The sequence below is a fragment of the Nocardia sp. NBC_01009 genome, from assembly GCF_045208035.1.
Lineage (GTDB): Bacteria > Actinomycetota > Actinomycetes > Mycobacteriales > Mycobacteriaceae > Nocardia.
Map to the genome: position 1 here is coordinate 5,407,730 of NZ_CP108695.1, position 18,838 is coordinate 5,426,567.

20 protein-coding genes and 1 pseudogene are annotated in these 18,838 nt (G+C 64.9%); 10 read left to right on the plus strand and 11 right to left on the minus strand.

Annotated features, from left to right (window positions below; translation table 11 throughout):
• Positions 1 to 3: 3 nt before the first annotated feature.
• Positions 4 to 222 carry a hypothetical protein gene (locus tag OHA42_RS24075; RefSeq protein ID WP_406230122.1) on the minus strand — a complete coding sequence of 73 codons (219 nt, stop codon included), beginning with the start codon at positions 220 to 222 and terminating at the stop codon, positions 4 to 6.
• A gap of 211 nt (positions 223 to 433) precedes the next feature.
• Complete coding sequence (locus OHA42_RS24080) at positions 434 to 802, minus strand: VOC family protein (protein ID WP_406230123.1); 369 nt, start codon at positions 800 to 802, stop codon at positions 434 to 436.
• A 63-nt stretch (positions 803 to 865) separates the two neighbouring features.
• On the opposite strand from OHA42_RS24080, the gene OHA42_RS24085 reads away from it, so the two are divergent.
• From OHA42_RS24085 to OHA42_RS24095, 3 genes and pseudogenes are all read left to right on the plus strand, one after another.
• Positions 866 to 1,324 (plus strand): MarR family winged helix-turn-helix transcriptional regulator, encoded by a 459-nt coding sequence (locus OHA42_RS24085; protein WP_406230124.1) that lies wholly within the window; start codon positions 866 to 868, stop codon positions 1,322 to 1,324.
• A gap of 272 nt (positions 1,325 to 1,596) precedes the next feature.
• A pseudogene (locus tag OHA42_RS24090) lies at positions 1,597 to 1,765 on the plus strand (DUF4158 domain-containing protein); the annotation flags it as partial.
• A gap of 392 nt (positions 1,766 to 2,157) precedes the next feature.
• On the plus strand, positions 2,158 to 2,604 hold the full coding sequence (locus tag OHA42_RS24095; RefSeq protein ID WP_406230125.1) for a hypothetical protein: 447 nt from the start codon (positions 2,158 to 2,160) through the stop codon (positions 2,602 to 2,604).
• Positions 2,605 to 3,121: 517 nt separating this feature from the next.
• Here the strand turns inward: OHA42_RS24095 and OHA42_RS24100 are convergent.
• The 5 genes from OHA42_RS24100 to OHA42_RS24120 form a co-directional block, all read right to left on the minus strand.
• Entirely contained in the window at positions 3,122 to 3,331 is a 210-nt protein-coding gene (locus OHA42_RS24100; RefSeq protein WP_406230126.1) for an inositol monophosphatase family protein, read from the minus strand.
• 130 nt (positions 3,332 to 3,461) lie between these two features.
• The gene (locus tag OHA42_RS24105; protein ID WP_406230127.1) at positions 3,462 to 3,635 is read right to left on the minus strand and encodes a hypothetical protein; all 174 of its coding nucleotides are present in this window, start codon (positions 3,633 to 3,635) and stop codon (positions 3,462 to 3,464) included.
• 351 nt (positions 3,636 to 3,986) lie between these two features.
• On the minus strand, positions 3,987 to 5,399 hold the full coding sequence (locus OHA42_RS24110; protein WP_406230128.1) for a PQQ-binding-like beta-propeller repeat protein: 1,413 nt from the start codon (positions 5,397 to 5,399) through the stop codon (positions 3,987 to 3,989).
• 66 nt (positions 5,400 to 5,465) lie between these two features.
• The gene (locus OHA42_RS24115) at positions 5,466 to 6,980 is read right to left on the minus strand and encodes a DUF4158 domain-containing protein (RefSeq protein ID WP_406230129.1); all 1,515 of its coding nucleotides are present in this window, start codon (positions 6,978 to 6,980) and stop codon (positions 5,466 to 5,468) included.
• Between the two features lie 91 nt (positions 6,981 to 7,071).
• The gene (locus OHA42_RS24120; protein WP_406230130.1) at positions 7,072 to 7,527 is read right to left on the minus strand and encodes a hypothetical protein; all 456 of its coding nucleotides are present in this window, start codon (positions 7,525 to 7,527) and stop codon (positions 7,072 to 7,074) included.
• Between the two features lie 1,097 nt (positions 7,528 to 8,624).
• Here OHA42_RS24120 and OHA42_RS24125 point away from each other — a divergent pair.
• The 5 genes from OHA42_RS24125 to OHA42_RS24145 all read left to right on the plus strand — a co-directional run bounded on the left by OHA42_RS24125 (position 8,625) and on the right by OHA42_RS24145 (position 13,411).
• Positions 8,625 to 10,355 (plus strand): BCCT family transporter, encoded by a 1,731-nt coding sequence (locus OHA42_RS24125; protein ID WP_406230131.1) that lies wholly within the window; start codon positions 8,625 to 8,627, stop codon positions 10,353 to 10,355.
• 114 nt (positions 10,356 to 10,469) lie between these two features.
• On the plus strand, positions 10,470 to 11,483 hold the full coding sequence (locus tag OHA42_RS24130) for a fatty acid desaturase (protein ID WP_406239574.1): 1,014 nt from the start codon (positions 10,470 to 10,472) through the stop codon (positions 11,481 to 11,483).
• Positions 11,484 to 11,826: 343 nt separating this feature from the next.
• Complete coding sequence (locus OHA42_RS24135) at positions 11,827 to 12,432, plus strand: recombinase family protein (RefSeq protein WP_406230132.1); 606 nt, start codon at positions 11,827 to 11,829, stop codon at positions 12,430 to 12,432.
• Positions 12,433 to 12,673: 241 nt separating this feature from the next.
• Positions 12,674 to 13,246 carry a hypothetical protein gene (locus OHA42_RS24140; protein ID WP_406230133.1) on the plus strand — a complete coding sequence of 191 codons (573 nt, stop codon included), beginning with the start codon at positions 12,674 to 12,676 and terminating at the stop codon, positions 13,244 to 13,246.
• Positions 13,247 to 13,411, plus strand: a complete 165-nt coding sequence (locus OHA42_RS24145) for a hypothetical protein (protein ID WP_406230134.1) — start codon at positions 13,247 to 13,249, stop codon at positions 13,409 to 13,411.
• A gap of 81 nt (positions 13,412 to 13,492) precedes the next feature.
• On the opposite strand, the gene OHA42_RS24150 is transcribed toward OHA42_RS24145, so the two are convergent.
• The gene (locus tag OHA42_RS24150; RefSeq protein WP_406230135.1) at positions 13,493 to 14,356 is read right to left on the minus strand and encodes a class I SAM-dependent methyltransferase; all 864 of its coding nucleotides are present in this window, start codon (positions 14,354 to 14,356) and stop codon (positions 13,493 to 13,495) included.
• 36 nt (positions 14,357 to 14,392) lie between these two features.
• Between OHA42_RS24150 and OHA42_RS24155 the strand changes: the two genes are divergently transcribed.
• Positions 14,393 to 14,629, plus strand: a complete 237-nt coding sequence (locus OHA42_RS24155) for a hypothetical protein (protein WP_406230136.1) — start codon at positions 14,393 to 14,395, stop codon at positions 14,627 to 14,629.
• 235 nt (positions 14,630 to 14,864) lie between these two features.
• Here the strand turns inward: OHA42_RS24155 and OHA42_RS24160 are convergent, their stop codons facing one another.
• Genes OHA42_RS24160 through OHA42_RS24170 form a run of 3 tightly spaced genes read right to left on the minus strand, consistent with a single transcriptional unit; the run spans position 14,865 to position 17,537 of the window.
• Positions 14,865 to 15,461 (minus strand): cupin domain-containing protein, encoded by a 597-nt coding sequence (locus OHA42_RS24160; RefSeq protein ID WP_406230137.1) that lies wholly within the window; start codon positions 15,459 to 15,461, stop codon positions 14,865 to 14,867.
• Positions 15,451 to 16,566, minus strand: a complete 1,116-nt coding sequence (locus tag OHA42_RS24165; protein ID WP_406230138.1) for a 4Fe-4S binding protein — start codon at positions 16,564 to 16,566, stop codon at positions 15,451 to 15,453. The genes OHA42_RS24160 and OHA42_RS24165 overlap by 11 nt, the downstream gene beginning before the upstream one ends.
• Entirely contained in the window at positions 16,563 to 17,537 is a 975-nt protein-coding gene (locus OHA42_RS24170) for a 4Fe-4S binding protein (protein ID WP_406230139.1), read from the minus strand. The genes OHA42_RS24165 and OHA42_RS24170 overlap by 4 nt, the downstream gene beginning before the upstream one ends.
• A 742-nt stretch (positions 17,538 to 18,279) precedes the next feature.
• Between OHA42_RS24170 and OHA42_RS24175 the strand changes: the two genes are divergently transcribed.
• Entirely contained in the window at positions 18,280 to 18,831 is a 552-nt protein-coding gene (locus OHA42_RS24175; RefSeq protein ID WP_406230140.1) for a hypothetical protein, read from the plus strand.
• Positions 18,832 to 18,838 lie beyond the last annotated feature (7 nt).

Here is an 18,838-nt window from a genome sequence, read left to right on the forward strand (position 1 = left end):
CCGTTAGCGTGCGGCGGGCTCGTGCGTGGTGGTCCGCAGTTCGATGCTCGGTTCGTTGTCCAGCCTTTTGGCCTCGGCCGCGATCGCGGCGCCGGCCGCGCCGCCTGCCCGCTCGGACGCCAAAGCGCGGGCGACGCGGTCGATTCCACGGATGACCGGCACCACCAGCGTCGCGCCGACGGTGTCCTCGAGGTGGCGGGTGCGCTCCAGGATCACCGACACATCGACCAGGCTGGAAGTGCCCGCGCCGTCGGGGTGTGCGGTCGAGGCGGCGAGCCCATGTCGGTCCCTCGTGTCAGGCTTCTGACAATGGTTGCGGAAGCCGAGGGCGGTGCCGCGGAGGTGTTCGAGTCGGCCGTTGATGGCCTCGGTCGGAGCCTCGGCGCAACCGCGGTCTTCGGGGAACGGTGATCATCCGGTGGCGTTTGGCCTATCAGGCGCGGTCGTGGAGAGTGACCTGGTAGCCGTCGGGGTCGGCGAAGGTGAATGTCCGACCGAAGGGGCCGTCGATCGGTGCGGAGACGATGGTGTGACCGTCGGCGACGAGAGCATCGTGAATGGCCTGGACGTCTGTGGCGTGGAGCCAGATCGCGGCACCGATACCGGGCTGGGTAACGGATGCGAGATCGGTGCCGGGAACGACGTCGCGGAGTGCGAACGCGATCGGCTTCGTCTCGAAGACGACGGCGTGCGGAGGTCCGGCCTGCGAGCGGACGAGGCCGAGGTACTGCTCGTAGAACGCCTCCGAAGCGTCGAGGTCGCGCGCTTGGAGCGAGATGAAGTCGGGGCCGGTGGCGGGCATGATGATGCTCCTTCCTTTCGTGTCAGCTTTCTGACATGGGTCAATCTATGTCAGAATTCTGACATGAGTCAAGACGGTGTCGGCGTCGACCTGGAGACGTCACTGGGCTACCTGCTGAAAGAGGCCTCGAGCGCTCTCCGCGCAGCCATGGAGGAGGTGCTGCGGCCGCTCGGGATGAGCGTGACGCACTACTCCTGTCTCGAGCTGCTGGCTCAACGACCGGGCTTGTCGAACTCCGAGCTCGCGCGGGGCGCGTTTGTGACACGGCAGACGATGAACGTGCTGCTCCAGGCCCTGGAACGAGACGGCTACGTGACCAGGCCTGCGGAGGCGCCCGTCGGGAAGGTTCTTCCCGCGCGGCTCACGCCTCGCGGCCGACGGAGCCTCGAGAAAGCGACCGTAGCGGTCCGGTCCGTCGAGGTCAGAATGCTGGCCGGCATGACCGAGACCGAGCAGGCAGGCGCGTTCCGGATCCTGCAGAGCATGATCCATTCCCTACGCGATGGCAATGACGGTGCATAGCTCGTTCCCCGGCGCACGTCTCGTCGCGCCCGGATAGGAGTGCAGCCGAGCGTGAAAATCCGTGCAGACGACCTCGAAAACCGGCAGGCTCCAACTACACCCTTTTCTGCGATGAGCCCCTTATGGGGTCGCCGTCGGATCGGTCGAAAATCGGGCCGTTATGGCGTATCTGCCTGGTAGAGCACGGTTTTCGCGTTCAGGGTGCGGGGTCGGGTGGTTGGTGCTCGGCTGGCTGCCGATGAGGTTGGTCGGTGTGCTGGAGGTTGAGGTTCGTGGCGACGAGGGTGTTCGCGGACGAGGAGATGGAGCGTCTGCGGGGGTTCCCGGAGATCAGCCGCGAGGAGCTGTTCCGGTTTCACGCTGCCCCCGGCTGATCTGGCGTTCGTGGATCCGGGACGTGGCCGGGGCCCGGCGGACCGTTTGGGGCTGGCGATCGCGTTGTGGGGCGCGTAGTAAATCCGCCGAATCCGGCGCTAGGGCGCGGCGGTGGCCTGTCAGCGACAGGCGGGTCATGGGTTACCGCACATAGTTTCGCGAGTCACCCACCGCGAGAGGTGCTTTGGCCCAGTTCGGCCTGGAAGTTATCGCGCATAGTGCGCCGCTACCTGCGGTGCCGCGCGCCGCCGACCACTGCGGGCATTCCGGGCTGGCCCAGAACAGCCTCGGCGGTCGCGTCGCCCGGGGTGGCGGTCATGCTCCCACCCCGGTATCCGGGTCGGGGTTCTCCCGTTGCGGCTTGGCTATGTCCATCGATCTGGACGGGTTACCCCGGCTTGTCCCGGACGGGTTTCCTGGCACCGCTGACCCCGAATGCAGGGTGGCATGATCGGGCCATGGTTCACCTTGGCCCTGCCGTGTATGCCGCTATCGTCGCCGTTGCCATAACCCCGGTCTTCACCGCATGTTCCGGCACCGACAGCACAGCCGCGGCGCCCTCGTCGGCCACAAGCTCAGCGCCGACCTCGGCCACATCCGCATCCACGTCGTTCCCCGAACTCCCGGCCTACAACGTCGCAGTCATCGGCAACGAGATTCATGTGGCGACTTCGACCGCAAATCCGGTCGACCTGCTGCACATATATAGCAAAGTTGCTGAAACTATGCGCGGCCGTCTGCCGAAGGGCGGATATCGGGTCCAGATCAATTGCTACAGCCTCGACCCCGACAAGTGGGAGAAGCGTTTGGCAAACGGGCACATCGATGTTGGAGAACTCGGGACTGCGCCGAACGGCGACCTGGGAGGATTCTACGAAGTCGTTCCTGGCGCAGACTGCCCGTAGCTTGTTGCCGGCGCCGTAGCCCCTCACCGACGTCTTCGGCTGATCGAACTCACTGCGCCGCGTAACCGGATTCACCAACGTCAGCCAGGTCAGGGCGCGACCCGAAGACGCCCAGCCACCCCGCGGCTGGCTGACTACCGATTGCCTTGTCCACCGCCCACGCCGAAGCGGTTCAGTCCAAGCTGAAGGCTGAACCGCCCTCGGCGCTCGTGCTCAGTCGTCGCTCAGGACCGACGAGCGTGACCTTTGCTCCGACTCGTTGACGAAGTGCTCCCCGCCGGTGCTGTTGTCGGGGTCGATCGGCTGGGCCTGCACTGTCGGAATGTGCTTGTGCTGTGACTCGCAGTGATAAGTGGCGGTGATTTCGCGCTGTCAGGTGGCGTCGACGAAACCCGGCGTAGGTCCGTGGCCTGACCGCAACCTAGATCCGGGCGCGCTTCCCATATCCAGGATGCAGACGGTCGCAGTCATCTCATAATGCCGATGTGCGGCCGATCGAGGTCGAGGTCGAAGTGGCTCAAGCCCTCTCGTGCGCAAGGAAATCGAGTACATGTTTGTGTACGCGGCCGTTGGTGAATACAGCTGTACCTGAGGAGATGTCGCGTCCGCCGTGTAGGTCACTGAACATTCCACCGGCTTCCTCAACGATCGGGACCGCAGCGGCAAAGTCCCAGGAACCTCCCGTCAGGTGCACGAAGACATCGACCTGCCCGGCGGCAACCAGCATGGCACCCTGACATGCTTCAGGCCAGTTCGACAACGGGCCGCCGTCGCTGCACTTGGCAACCAGGGCAGTCGCCGCGCCCAGACGCTGCGATGGAACCCATTCGGCGACATAGAGTCACGGGGCCGAGTGGTCAGGAGAATAGACGGCGTATGGCTTGCTCGACCGCGCGATCGGCGACGGTGACGGGGCTGCCGTCGGGCTTGGTTTGCGGTGAGATGTTCCCGGCCGTGAAGTACCGCATCGACATGGTGTCGGCGGCGTCGGCCAGTTGTTGGACGAGAGCCAGGTCATCCACCACTGTCACGGATACCGGAGCTCAGGACATACCAGCGGATGCTGATGGAGTCGACGAAGGTCACCTGGCCGAGCGCAGATCGTCGAACTGTATGGCCGAGTTCGGCAACTACTTTCATTCGCGCGGTGGTTCAGGCGAAGGTTCTGCATACCGCGTAGCGCGCTGCACGGTGTCTCGTCAAAGACCGATATCGGGACGACCACCCCGCCTAGCTAGACGTCGACCGAAGAGAACGACGACGAATCGAGACGGCGATCAACGTCGCCCGCAAATGTTTGGACCGACAGAACCGGCTACCCGGCGCTTGCGGTCGCCGACTGAATTTGCCGATGAAGGCTGCCGCCGAACGTTCGAGTCACATTATGCCGCAGCGTATCCGGTGAATTCATGCGCGGTCACGGTGACCATGCGACCGCCCATCGCCCGCACCTGCGAGTGGACTCTGGGATCACCACTGGGCGGCAACAGCATCGACCACACCGGAGTTCCGTCGACGCCATCGATCGCCTGCACGGTGACACCGTCGGTCAGGATGAGATGGGTTGCGTCGGTGATGCCGTCATAGCTTGTGAATTTCGTGGCGTGTTCGAACGGCGAGGGCCGCTGCCAGATTCGATGCCCGTCGGTGAGATCGAGCCCGGAAAGCGTTGTGCCATCGAGTGATCGGATGATCACGGTATCTCGCACCACACCCTCGATCGCGTCCTTGCGCCCGGCTGTGTCGTCGATGCCGATCTCGGGATTGGTCCACAGGACTCGGCCTGTCGTGCGCTCGTAGGCACTCTCGCCGGTCAGGATCGGCAGTGGCGACGTGGTGGCGACCGGGTACCACTCGAGCATGAAGCTGGCATTGGCGACCTCGGTGATGCGGTGTCCGTCGCGGCCGAGCAACGCGACCTTTCCCGCGGTGCCGCTGCGATCGATCACCTGCGAGGCGATCATGCCGCCGTCGAAGACATAGCCGACCGGTCCGGTGAAAAGCGGCTCGCCAGTGCGCAAATCGTAGACACGAATGTTGCCGTAGCGCCCGTACCGGAAGTAGTCCGGTGCGCTGATGACGGGTATGACCGGCTCTCCGGGAACCACTGTCGGAAACGTCTTACGCCAGCTCGCGGCGATATCTGAGACGGTTCCTCGCGTGAAGACAGCGGTCTGCCAATCCGCGGTTCGCCCCGCCACCGTGACGACACCGTCGCGAGCATCGACCTTCTCCACCTCGAAATCGGTGATGTGGTCGGTGAGCACCGTGCCCGTCGCGCTGTCGATGATCAGGACCCGATGGGTGTCCCAACAGCTCAGCAGGCCCTGAAACACCTGTTCGGCGCAGCTGGCGATCGCGCCGACATCGATTGTCCAGTGCGGCTTTCCGGTATCGGGGTCGATACCGTGCAGTCGCACCGCGCTGACCGGCTGCCCGACCCCGCCACCCGCGCTGTCCGGCACCGCGGTGGCCGCCACGATCGTGGTCCCGGCATCCATCGGCGTGCCGTTTCCGTAGTAGACGTTCAGACTGTGCGGAGCGGACAGTAGAACAGCGCCGGGGTCAGTGGACAGATCGGCGGCGCGCACCGTCCAGCGAGGAGTGGGTGCGGAGCCTAGAGTGGGCTCGATACGAAACTTGCCGCCCACCACCGGCGTTGCCTGCTGGGACTGCCGTGGTGATCGGTCCGCCCATACGACCGCAGCGACACCCACCACGACGGCCACGACCAGCACCGCGATCCAACTTCGACGCCTGTTCGGACCGGTGAACCACTGTGCAGCCGTGTTCATGCGGAGAGGTCTCCTTCATACATCTATCTGGACCAGGCGGGCCGAACTGTGCGAATCTGCAAGGTATCAGCCATCGTTGAAGGGTGGCGATCGCGAGGACGACCCCTCGCTGGTGATTTCCCATAGCTCGAAGATCAAGTTCTCGGCGCGGTGGGATTCGCCGACCTGGAGATGCCGCGTCTGAGGAAGCAAACGAGCTTCCGATGGTGACGCCGCAGTGGATCTCGACCATGATCGGGACGATGTAACAGACCCCAGCGGGTGGTGGCCATCAAGAACCCTTCTTCGAAGTGACACGCTGCCGCGTCTGGCGCGGCGCGGGGGCGGCCGCGGTAATGTCGCCAGGGAACAGCGCCCCCGGCACCAGGTCCAGCGTGGTGACCGGCACCGCGTCCGGTGGGGACAGATCCAGCACCCAGTCGCCGAACCGGCGTTGCCGTGGTGCGCCGACACCACCTCATGCGCCGCCGACAACTGCTCCACCCCACCCGCGGCCGCCAGCGTCTTCAACAGCAACCGACCGGCCCGCTCGGCCACCGCCGCAGCCGGTCCCGCGCCGTCTCCGGCCGGGGCGGAGGCCTCCCGAGCGCCGGCCAACACGTCGCCGAACACATCGATCAGCCGCTCGGTCTCGGCGCGGTGCTGCTCACGCAGCTGCTCCAGCCGCTCTTTGCCCTTCTTATGGATCACGGCCATCCGCTTGCAGAACATCATCGCGACCTCGTCCCGAGCGCAGGTGCGGCACTCATGGATCAGGCTCGCCAGCAACGTCAGCCGCTTCGCATCACCGATGTCCCGCATGTCGCCCACGTCGGTCACCCGGGCCTCACCAGCGAAATGCGCGATCTTCGTCGCAGGGATGCCGTCGAGCCACTGCTCGGTCACGCCGAGCTCGTCGAGCGCCTGCAGGTGGGCCAGACGCAGCTTGAACTTGCCCAGCGTTGCCGCCTTCGCCGGTGTCTTCAACCGGTCGAACTCACTGCGCCCCGATGTCGGGTCCCGCCACAACAGCCGCGTCAGCCGGGCGTTGGCAGCCAGGTCGATCCGGGCCGCGACCATCGCGTACAGCGCGGTGTTCGTCTCCGCCCGGATCGCCGCGACCAACCGGTCCAGCGTGGAGAACCCGGGCAACTCGCACCGCGCCCGCACCAACTCCTCCAAGGCCACGTTGATCAAATCAGCCGGGTTGTCCTTCGTCGTGACCGCCCTGCCGATCGCCTCCTCCGCGATCACACGGGCCTTGCCCGCGTCGTACTTCACACCCACCAACGCCCGGACCAGCCCACGATGCCACTTCGCGGTCCGGTCCGCGTCATGCTCGGCCCTCACCTCATCGGACAGACCCAGCAAACCACGCACGTGCTCGACCACCACTGCGGGAACCTCGTCCAGCTTCGGGAAATACCCCAGCCGCTGATACGACTTCAGCCACACCACCAAGGCCAGCAGATGCTGATCGCTCTGCGTCTTCTCCCGCGCCCACGCGACCTCGGCGACCGTCGGCGTGAACGCCTCAACCAGCTCCCGCGCGGGAACCACTCTCTTGAACCGCGGATACGCGGTGCGATCGATCGCCGTCACAACCCAGACCCCGAGCAAGAAACCGACGTAACGCAGCGCAGCCTATCCAGCCCGCGCAGTCCGACACTGGTCGGGTTTTGTCACACCGAGCTCACCACCCCGCTGACTGACAACCTCGGAGCATATCCGCCCCGCCCAGCAGATTCGGGAGCTCATTGCCCCTTTCGCTCGTATCCCGGCAGGCCCCCCTCACGGTCGGCCACCGCCTGTGCCGCTGCCGCAGCGGCGGCCTCGGCTGCGGTGTGGCCGTCGCCGGTACCGTCCTCGGGTGTGGTCGTGATGGGTTGTAGCTGGAAACCGCTGTCGGGCAACCGATCAGCGGGTAGGTAGCAGGCTGCGCGACGACGTTGATCGGGCGCAGCCGCAGCACGTCGCGGTCATCGGTGGTGAAGGCCCAGTACTTGCCGCGCCAGTCCGGGAACTCCGCACGCCGGCGCTCGAGCACCGCGGAGTCCTCGATCACGGGGGTCGGCCCGGCAGCGCCGGTGTATTGCCGTTGCAAGTACTGCTCGCGGGTGATGGTCTCGATAGCAGTGATGGCGGACATCAGTGATCTCCTTCGTCGACAAGAGGCGGTACGGCTGTGCCCAAAGGTGGATGGACACAAGTGATTGCGAGCAACACCGACAGCGGCTGCGATCGTGGTGGTGTGAGCCAGGTCAGTGCACCTGGTCAGGGATGGTGTGGGTCGCGGTTGCCCGACAACCGGGAATCGAACCGCTCGCACCGGCGGTGTTCCGGCAACTCGCGGCCGATCCTGGGCGGAGTTGCCCGCTTAGCAAAGGTTGTCTGGCAATAAGGAACTCGCGGACTCGATCGCCGCGCACTCGACAGTGAGGACGTTCGCCGACAGCGCCGCCTCGGCCACCACATTCGCCGATACCTGCGTCGGATGTCGAGCTCTGTCTGAGCGAGAGTTGTTGGGTGAGGCGATGTCGTGGCGCAGGGTTGCGCAGGTGCAACCCTGCTGCGGCGATTCCCCGGTGGCGGTGGTGCGGGTCCGCGCCGTTCGGCCCGGCCACGCTGCGGGCCGCCGGTGTTCGACCCGGTCGCGTTCCGGCGCCGCACGATGAGCAGACCGGCCGCACCGGCGAGTAGAAGTGCCGCAAGCGGATTGAGCCAGCTCTGCGGCACACCGATGGCGGCATACCCCTCGACGACTCCCATGCGCGCCACAGCAGACCGCCGATCAGACGGTCGAAGACGTGGTCGCCGCGCTCGGCGGTACTCCGACCTCGCCTACCCGCTGCCATATCTCGCCCTGGCCGCCGGATCACTCGGTCTCTTCTGGGCCACATGATCGGATTCGCGGTACGCGCAGGAATTTCGAACACCCGGTATCCGGCGGCCGATGCCGTGCCGTACGCGCTGCATAGGTGCAGCTCAGGCAACGTTGCGTTGCATGCCATTCCGCATGCCAAATGACTCGGGTCGTGCTGGTCCAACGGCCCACCGGTTCGGGTAAATCGACGCTGTCGCCGAGCATAGCTCTCGCGAGCCGGGTGCGAGGGCGGCTATCGTACGGCACTTTCCCGATCCTTGCCGACACACGTATTGCGCTGCGCTGCTTGCCAAGGCGCTATACGGTGGCCGGATGAAAAGGGGTCTTCCAGTTCCGCGATCCTGAAAGGACTCGGATTTCTATTGTCGAAAGACACCGACCGAAATTCTGATGACCCAGACGAGAGCACCCAGGATGCTGCGGGATGGCCGCCCACGGAGCGTGGTCTCGATCGGCTGGTCTTCGGCGTCACAGCGATCGGCTCCTTGGCTTTCGTGGCATGGGGCATCGTCGACCACGCCGGCCTCGGTTCCGCGTCTGCTGATGCGCAGTCGTGGGTGATCACCAACACCGGTTGGCTGTTCGTGCTGATCGCTTCGGCCTTTGTCGTGTACGTGATCTGGCTGGCAGCAAGCCGATACGGCAAGATCCCGCTCGGCGCCGACGACGAGAAGCCGGAGTTCCGTACCACGTCGTGGATCGCGATGATGTTCAGCGCGGGTATGGGCATCGGTCTGATGTTCTGGGGCGTCGCGGAACCGTTATCGCACTATATGAGCCCTCCGCCGGGGACTGCCGAGCCGGGAAGTTCTGAGGCTGCCGAACTCGCGATGGCAACGACGTTGTTCCACTGGACGCTGCACCCGTGGGCGATCTATGCCGTGGTTGGTCTGGCCATCGCGTACGGCACGTTCCGCAGGGGACGATCGCAGCTGATCTCGTCGATGTTCCAGCCGATTCTCGGGCGGCACGCCAATGGCATCGGTGGTCGCGTGATCGACATGATGGCGATTTTCGCGACGCTCTTCGGGTCGGCTGCCTCGCTCGGCTTGGGCGCATTGCAGATCAGTGCGGGTATGGAGTTCAACGGGTGGGTCGATTCGATCGGCAAGGTCGGTCTTGTCTCGATCATCACCGCGCTGACGGTCGCGTTCATCGTGTCGGCCGTCTCCGGAATCGACCGCGGCATCCAGTGGCTGTCGAATACCAACATGGTGCTGGCCCTGGTTATCGCGATCTTCGTCTTCATCGCCGGCCCAACCCTGTTCATGCTCAACCTGCTGCCCACCTCGGTGGGTGACTACATCGCCATGCTGCCCAAGATGGCCTCGCGGACAGCGGTGAGCGGTGGCGATGAGATGAAGGCATGGCTGTCGAGCTGGACTGTCTTCTACTGGGCGTGGTGGATCTCGTGGACACCGTTCGTCGGCATGTTCATCGCCCGGATCAGCCGCGGACGCACGATCCGTCAGTTCGTCGCCGGTGTCCTCGTGGTGCCGAGCATTGTCAGCCTGGTGTGGTTCGTGGTCTTCGGTGGTTCCGCGATCTTCCAGCAGGGCCAGACCCGTGACCTCACCGAGCCGAACGGAGCCGTCAACGAGAACTTCGCGCTGTTTCGTCTGCTCGATCACTATCCGATCGCCTCGGTGACCGCCGTCCTGGTGATGATCCTCGTCGGCATCTTCTTTGTTTCCGGTGCCGACGCCGCATCGATCGTGATGGGTACGTTGTCCGAGAAGGGCAGCATCGAGCCGTCCAAGACGACGGTGATCTTCTGGGGCGCCGCGACCGGCGCGGTGGCCGCCATCATGCTGGTCATCGCCGATCCCGGCAACCTCGGTGGCGCACTGACCGGATTGCAGGCGCTGACCACGGTGGTGTCGCTGCCGTTCGTGATCGTGATGGGATTCTTGTGCGTGTCGTTGTACCGAGACGTGAGTTCGGATCCGATGATTCTGCGTGAAAAACGCGCTGCCGAGCTAGTCGAAGGCGCAGTAGCGCAGGGCGAGGAGCGCCACAACTGCGATTTCGAGCTCGTCACGGAGCCGGTAGCCGACTCCCGAACGACCACACCGGACCAGCCGAACGACTGATCGGATCACACTCTGGGGCACGGACATACGGGGCGTTGATGTCGAGATGCGTGCCGCGCTAGAGCGCAACGAGAGCACCACGAGGAACTCGACCCCGATGTCGCGCCCGACATTCTGGTCTGGTCACAACGGCAGGCACGGTCCAGCCGCGGTCTGCCTCGTCTCATCGGGAGGGCGCAGGCGTTCCTGTTCTTCCCCCTCCTGTTGTTGGAGGGCCTGAACCTCCATGTGGCCGGCGTACGTGCGCTCAGAAATCGATCGGTCAAACACCGCGGATTGGAGGGCGCACTACTGTTCGGCCACTTCACCACCTACTCGGCCGCACTGTTCGCGGCTCTGCCCGCCGACAAAGCCTTCGCGTTCCTTGCTGTCCACCAGGGCCTCTTCGGCCTGTACATGGGCTGCATCTTCGCACCGAACCACAAGGGCATGCCAACCTTGACCGGCGACGACCGCCCCGACTACCTACGTCGACAGGTGCTGACCTCCCGCAACGTGCGGGGTGGTGTGTTGACCGACCTCGCCCTCGGTGGGCTCAACTATCAGATCGAGCACCATTTGTTCCCGAGCATGCCGACGCGTCGACGCCTACAGGTGCAGCGTGCGCGCCGGGCGCGCGGAGGTGGGGGCCTGCAGCAGCGCGCCAAACTCCAGCGAACAAGAGTGGCTGGCCGTCATCTGTATCGGTTCCGCAGCCGAATCCGGTGCGATGATTGCGACCGGAAGATGGAAGGCGGAACGAAGGACAACTCCGTCTGGTATCGGTGCAGGGCAAGCACTCTCGCGCCCAGCAGTCCTGCACTCGAGAGTGATCCCAAGACGGTGAACCTTGCCGAGTCGCGCCTCATCGTGCCGGTAAACAATTGGATCGCAACTATTTTCGACCGGCACCACCGCGCCGAGACAATCGCCACACTCCTCGCGGCCCAGGCCGACACCGACGGTGACTTTCAGCGCCAGGTCGTTCGGCAACGACTTGCCGCTGCGGAGACGAAGTTGCCGCTATCAGACTGCGATCGAAGCCGGAGTCGATGTGCAGGCACTGATCGAACCCATGAACCAGGCTCAGGCCGAACGAGCCATAGCCCAAGCCGAGCTGGGATGCGATCCCGGCCATCAGGCAGTTGACTGCCAAGGAGCTGGAGAAGCTCATCGACTCATTGGGTGACATCGGGGCGGTGCGCACCCGAAGACCAAGCAGCCCTCTACGAAGCCCTGCAGCTGGAAACAAGATACCGGCGGTTAACACGTGTGTCCGGAGGGAAACCCTCGACAGGTATACCTTGGCGCGTACACGGCATGCGTTACAGACCCAGCCTGCGGAAACATCCTGCTGCCATGGGTGTCTCGCGAACGAATCCGGGACGACCGACGGGCAGTCGCGAAAGCCCACGACGAGCCGTCCCGGAATGCATCCCGCAACCGGGTGTCGGACATCGAGTTCCGGGATAGTTTGCGAGACGATTCGGGGATGGCGCGCACCAACACCGTCCGGATCGGCTACGCCAGGGTGTCCGGACGATCACAAGATCACCAACTCCAACTCGACGCACTGGCCGAGGCCGACTGCCGCGAGATCATCGTGGAGACCGCCAGCACGCGCGGCGACCGGCCGAAGCTGCGCACGACACTCACCAAGCTCAAGCCCGGCGACACACTCGTGATCTATAAGCCGGACCGGGTCGCGCGCTCGATGAAGGAACTCCTCGTCCTGCTCGAGGACCAGCTGCACGCCCGCGAGGTCAACCTGCACATCCTCACCGGCATCTGCGCCGGCCTGCACAAACCCAACGGTCAGACCATGGCCGAGAAGATGCTGTTCATGGTCGCGGCCATGGCCGCCGAGATGGAACGCGAACTGATCCGCGAGCGCACCCTCGACGGCCTGGCCGCCGCCGCAGCCCAAGGCCGCAAAGGCGGACGCCCCCCAGCAGTGGACCCCGACACCCTCGCCGTCGCCATCGACCGCCGCAAACGCGGCGAGTCGGTCACCGCCATCGCCAAACACCTGAAGATCGGCCGCTCCACCCTCTACCGCGCCCTGGAGCCTCACCTCACTGAAGCGCCCACCGCATAACGCGGTCACCGACATTCAGCTCACTGGCCAGACATTGCAACACGCCGCGGCAGGTTTGGCCCGTATCCCGGCTGGCCCCGTATACCGCCCTTCGCCGACAACGACGCCTGACAGCCCTAATCAGCAGCCCGCGGCACCGAGCCAGACCTTCCGCGGCGCTGACCGGCAGCGTTACGGGCATTGCCCCTTTCGCTCGTATCCCGGCAGGCCCCCTGAGCAAGCCCGCCAGCACCGCGCCCGGGTGATCGAGCTCAACATCCGAGGCGAGGCATCGAAACAACGCCGCGACGGTGTGCTGATCAACTTCCTCACCCGCCGCACACCGCACACCCTTGCCGCCGCGTTTGTGGCCAACTCCATTGCCCACAAACTGGATACCGCCGATCTGCAGAAGGTGCTGCACATCCTCGGCGTCGGAGGCACCCGCGAAGCGCTGCCCGAGGCCATCGAAGCCGCGACACCGGCGCGGGCGTGGGTGATCGTCACGGCGATGATCGTCGCCAAGCACGAAACCTTCGTCGGTAAGTCCCTGTGGCGCAACCACACCGCCGCGACCGAACGGTGCCTGCACTTCCTGGCAGAGGCCGCCGGACGCGATTTCGCCCTGGTGGACGTCGAACTGGCCGCCGCGGGAAACATCGACTACCTCGACATCGACCTCGCCGCCCTAGCACCAGCCCGATCACCGTGCACAGGCGTCGCCGGTGGTCAGTTCGGACAGATCCCCTCTCGGGTCTGCCACGAGTGGAACACAGTCGCACACCTCACCGACTACGAAGGCCGCCCTGGGCGACGCCCGTTCTCCTACAACTAGTTGCAGCAACTGTTCGACTGCCTCGACGAACGCGTCGAGCGAATCGCCAACTCGGGCCGCAAGGGGGTGTTGGCGGCATTGCGGGACGCCCAGATGATCAAGACCGCCTACGCATACGGAACGTTCTCCGGGGCTCCGCCCACGTGCGTTCCCGCATTTCTCTGAGTTTGTGCAGTTCAGAGGCTGATGCCGGAGATGCTAGCCGTCGCGACAGATTGTGGTGCAAGTCGACGTGGCGGGCAATCCTCAGCGGCTCGCGCGTAGTATGCGGATCGCGCGCAGTGCGTGGGGCGGTTCGCCTCCGAATCTTGCCGATCCGTCGAGGTAGCGGGTGACGAGGTCGGGGGCGGAGTGGTCTTCGAGGTCGGTGAAGCCGAGGGCGCGCAGCTGTGCGGCGATGTCGTCGGGCGTGAAGTAGCTGAACACGGGTTCGCCGACGCTGGCCAGCCGATCGGCACGTGCCTGCTGGAGCGCACGGTCCTCGTCGCTGTTCGCGGGCTGCAGGTAGTCGAAGACCACCTCGACCGGCTGGGCCTGACCAGCGATGTATTCGAGAGTGGCGTGGGCGGCGTTCGGAGTCAGATAGAAGACGACGCCGAGCCACACGAATACGGCCGGGTCCGTCCGTTTGAATCCGGTGGATTCCAATCCCGCTGCCAGCGTCTGGGTTTCGAAATCGACCGGCACGAAGGTCAACGTCTCAGGGCGGTCGATTCCGGCGGTAGTAAGGCGTTCGCGTTTCCACGCTTGGGTGGCGGGGTGGTCGACCTCGAAGACACGCAAGTCCGGGCGCGGATTGCGATAGGCGAAGGTGTCCAGACCGGCGCCGAGGATCACGACCTGCCGCACACCAGCGGCGATGGCCGCGGCCACGGCGTCCTCGGCGAAGCGCGCGCGTGCGGCGAAGAACAGTCGGCGGGGCCGATCGCTGACCCCGTCACCGAGGTGATTGGTTGTGGGCGTGCCCAATTCGGCCAGTTCCTCTGCGGTGACGCCGAGCAGACGTGCCGCCAGGGGGTCGGTGAAGATCTGTGGTCGGTCAGCGATCTGGTGATAGGCGCGGGCGTACGCGGTGATGAGCGCTGTCCGGCTGGGTCCGTCGTTATCCACATTCAAGAACCTACTTGCGAATGTGGCGCGTGCTCTATGAACTCACTCACGCTCACTCCGCGGGAATTGCGTGTGCCGCCCACGCGGCTAGCAGCCGATGTCACCGCGGGCACCGACCTCACCACCAGTTCCACACTGTCGGATCTGGCCGACCTCGTCCGTCATGGCGGTGACGCCGCGCAGTTCTACACGTCGGGAGTGCACGTCACCAGCTACGACGCCGGTGTCGGCGAGCTCCTCGACTGGTTCACCAGCCAAATCGTCCACAATTGACACTGAACCGACCCACGGCGACGGTGGCAGAAGTCCGGCGACTCGTTCGCTGGGCCTGCGGGCCCCGGGTCGATGTCTTGTTGATCACCATCCGACCACACCGTGCACGGAATACGCCAGGAAGAACTTCCGTGTGCGTCCACTCCCGCAATGATGACCCGTGCGGTTTGTGTACGGACACGCATGGTTGTGAACCGACCGGCTTGCGGCAGAACCGCGCCACGACAACCGCCGGTCAACGGAAGATGTGGGCGCGTAAGCCCGCTGCCGGGGCATGACCTCGATGCTTTGCGAAACGGGTGGCAGCGGGCAGCAGGATCCGCCGCTGCACACCGAGCGGAATTCCCGCCGCGAATGTCACCGAACCCGGTGTCCCCAGCATCATCAGTAGATGCGGCAGGTGAAGTTCCTGCTGCGAGTTCACCTTTCCGTCCCGCAGCGCCTGCCCGAGGGTTCTGGCGAACGACAGTAACCACACCGGTCCCGGCGTGTAGAGGCTGCGGACGACGATGGGCGCGTCGGTGTCGTTGTACGGATCGGTGTGGGGCACACCGGGTTCGATGATCATGTCGTCGCCGGGCGACAGCGTGCGGATACGCCCGCCATTCCGATAGCGGGCCTGCGCGCCGGCGAGCAGGAACGAACGCTGGACGATGCCGGTGTGGACGTGCGCGGGCGCGCGTCCGGTTCCCGGCGGCAGTACCCGGGTCATGCCCAGATACTGCCGTCCGGCTACGAAGAACCAGGGATGAATCTCGAGCCGCGCGCCGCGCCCGCCGGCATAGATCTCGAAGATCGGCAGATCCCGCCGCAGGTCGCCGTCACTGGTCATGACGCTCCGGCACCGGATCGATCTCGGGTTCCGGCACCGTCATTCGGCGGGGATGACGAACCGTCTTGTGCGGAAACCTGGACTGGACATGTGACTCGGCGGCCGAGCCGGTGTCGACGTAGACGTATTCCGGTTTCCGCATCAGGGGCGCCACCACGTCGCGAGCGTGACCGTCCGGGTCGGTGAGGAAGTTGCCGAGCACGTCGGTACCGGCCGGGCACACCGCGACACAGTATCCGGCGCGGAACTGCGGTTGGAACGACAGGCTCTGCCACACGGACAAGGTCTCGCTGGGTGTTACCCGCCGCCGATAGTCGGCCGCGTCCGCGCTGTCCACCACCTCCTCGACCCAGCCCGCGAAGTTGGACAGCTCGTGATGATTGTTGTGCGTGTAGCAGGCGTCGAAGTCGAATCCCCCGTCGGCATGGATCGCGCCGACCGGGCAGGTGGTCACGCACAACCCGCAGTCGATGCACGGATTCGATAGGACCGGTTGCGAGTACCGGGAGACCGGCCGGTCGATCAGAATCGTGCCCAGCACGATGAAGGTCCCGAATTTCGGGTGAATGACGTTGCGGTGCAACCCCATCTGTCCCAGCCCGGCGGCCACCGCCACCAGCTTGTGCGAGACCACCCAGCTCCGGTTGGGGAATCGGTGGATCTCGGCCGGGAATCCGGATGCCGGATACAGCGCCCGCACGCCGCGGCGCTGCAGTTCCAGGCAGATGTGCCGGGCGGCTTCGTGCGCCAACTCCTGGGTGGTGGCGACATCGCGGTTGGCGGCGCTTGTCGATCTGCTCTGCAGGTTGTCGCGACTGGTTCGCAGGCAGAATCCGATCAGGGTGCAGGTGCCCGGCAGTGCCTCGAGGACGTAGTCACGTTCGCCCTCGAGGCCGGGCGTTGCCAGTGCCGTGAATCCGACGTCGTCAACGCCCGCGGCCAGGCATATCTCGCGCAGCCAGTCGGCATCGAGGTCCACGGGCTCACCGGCGGGCGCCTGCTCGGCTCGGGCCCGCGCGGCCGCGACCGTCGGATGCGGCCGCTCGCGCGAGTCCCGCTCGACCGGGACGTGCAGCGGATTCCACAACCGCTCGGCGTCGTTCATTTCGGCTCCGGCGCTGCGTCGATGCCATCGGGCGGCATGATCCCGGTATCCACGTAGCGCACCGTCTTCTGCTTGTACATCTTGCGGGCGTGGGCTTCCGCGTTCGATCCGGCGCTGACGTAGACGTTCTCGGGTTTGCGCTGTACCGGGCGCAGCACCAGCTGCAGGTGGCCCTTGCGGTCGGCCAGATACGGCCCGATCACGTCCTCACCGGCCGGGCACACCGCGACGCAGTAGCCGGAACGATACTGGCGGCGTGACTGCACGGTGGTTTCGCCTGGGCTCATGCGCTGGTCGTAATCGTCGGCGTCGGTGCTGTCGGCCATGGTTTCGACCCAGTCGGCGAAGTTGTTCACGAACTGGTTGTAGGTGTGGGTGTAGCAACTGTTGAAGTCGAAACTGCCGTCGGTGTGTATCGCGCCCACCGGGCACGCGGCCACGCACAGATTGCAGCCCAGGCACGGATTCCAGTCCAGCGGCCGGGAATACGATGCGATCCGCGCGTCGGTCAGCACGGTGCCGAGCCCGATGAAGCTGCCGAACTTCGGATGGATCACGCAGCGATGAATTCCCATGTGGCCCAACCCCGCAGCTACCGCCACCGGTTTGTGCGACACCGTCCAGCCGCGGCTCGGCAGTCGGTGCGCTTCGACGGGAAACGTCACCGACGGGTACATGGCACGAAATCCACGGTCCTGCAACGCGATACTGATCTTGTGGCCGATCCGGTCGAGCACCGGTATCGCGGTGTCGATCTCGGTATTGACCATGCTGGCCGCCCGGCTGCGAAAGTTGTCCCGCGCCAGCCGCACACACACCGCGATCAGCGAGCGGGTGCTCGGAAGCGCTTCACGCACATAGTCGACCTCCCCCTCCAGGCCGGGCGTGTCCAGTGCCACGAAGCCGACGTCGTCAGCTCCGGCGTCCAGGCACACCTGCCGCAGTTCGGCCGCATCCAATATTCCGGTCATGTCATACCTCCCAGAGATACAGACACCGCCTGGCACGAAAAATCATCGGTGGGAACCGAGATCATCGGTGGAGCTCTCGACCGACGGCGCGCATCGGCTCATAGCCGCCACCGACGCTGGACTGCTCGTCGTACGTCCTGCTGCCGATGGAGCGGCGCGGATAGCCCCGCATGGGTACTTCGGGATCCCCTATCGGCAGCGACGACGTGTGAGCCTCTGTGCTCGACAACTACGCTTCGCCCCCGGGCCAATTCGACGCGATCAACCGCGGCAGCGCCGAAGCCCACTTCCTCCACCTCACAGCAGCGTGATCCCGCGCCGGGGTCGTCGGCGGGCTCGTCATCGACGGCCGAGTTCGGCGAGGAGCGATATGAGACACGGTCTTAGATCGTGAGCTGTTGCCGTCGAATGGGCGGGCGAGGGGAAGTGGTGTCGTCAGTGGCGGCGAGCTCGGCCCACAGCGGGTCGGTGACGGCCATACACAAGCATTACCTAGTTAATCGCGCTGTCGCGTCTCCATCAGAGTCGCCGTACAATAAACTCCGGCCGCATCCTCGGGGCGATATACCAACGGGAATTTCGATTCGAATACATATACCCGGAGATGAAAACCGACTACACTTCGAAAATTCGGTATCCGAATACCCCATCGACATCGATCAATTCGACGGCGGATGATTATACCCATCCCGGGACCGTTCGTCGGGGAATGTGAAGAGAATCGGCAGAGGTAGGAGGGCAAATGTTCTTCAAAAAATTGATAGCGGCCGCATTCATGGCCGTCGCGGCGACGAGCATAGCTACCGCGACAGCACATGGAGAGGCGACGCTGGCGAATGTCGACGTCACCGGCGTGGATGGCCCGGTCGCCTATACGGCGAGTCTCGCGGGCGATCACTCGAGCGCCCTGGTGACCCTCGCCGCCGGCAGTTTCGTCGTCACGCCCGACTCGGTCACAGTCCTTGCGAACGACGGCGCGGTAGTCGGCACCATCCCGACGACACTGCGCACGGAGGCCGGACAGAATCTCGCGGTCACACCGCGGCTGGACAGCTCCGGCACACAGTTGACCCTGACACCGGTCGGCGGGCCGACACAAGAGGCTGTCGCGTACCAGGATATGCCCGGCGTGCAGCAGGCCATGGGACCGATGTCGGTCATGATGGGAGCAGCCCTCGGCTGCGCGATCGGCGTTATGATCGGGATCTGGTTCTTCCTGGTCGGAGCCATCATCGGATGCGCGGTCGGCTGGACCGTCGGCGCCATGTTCGGCTTCTTCACACCATCCCCGTGATAGGTCA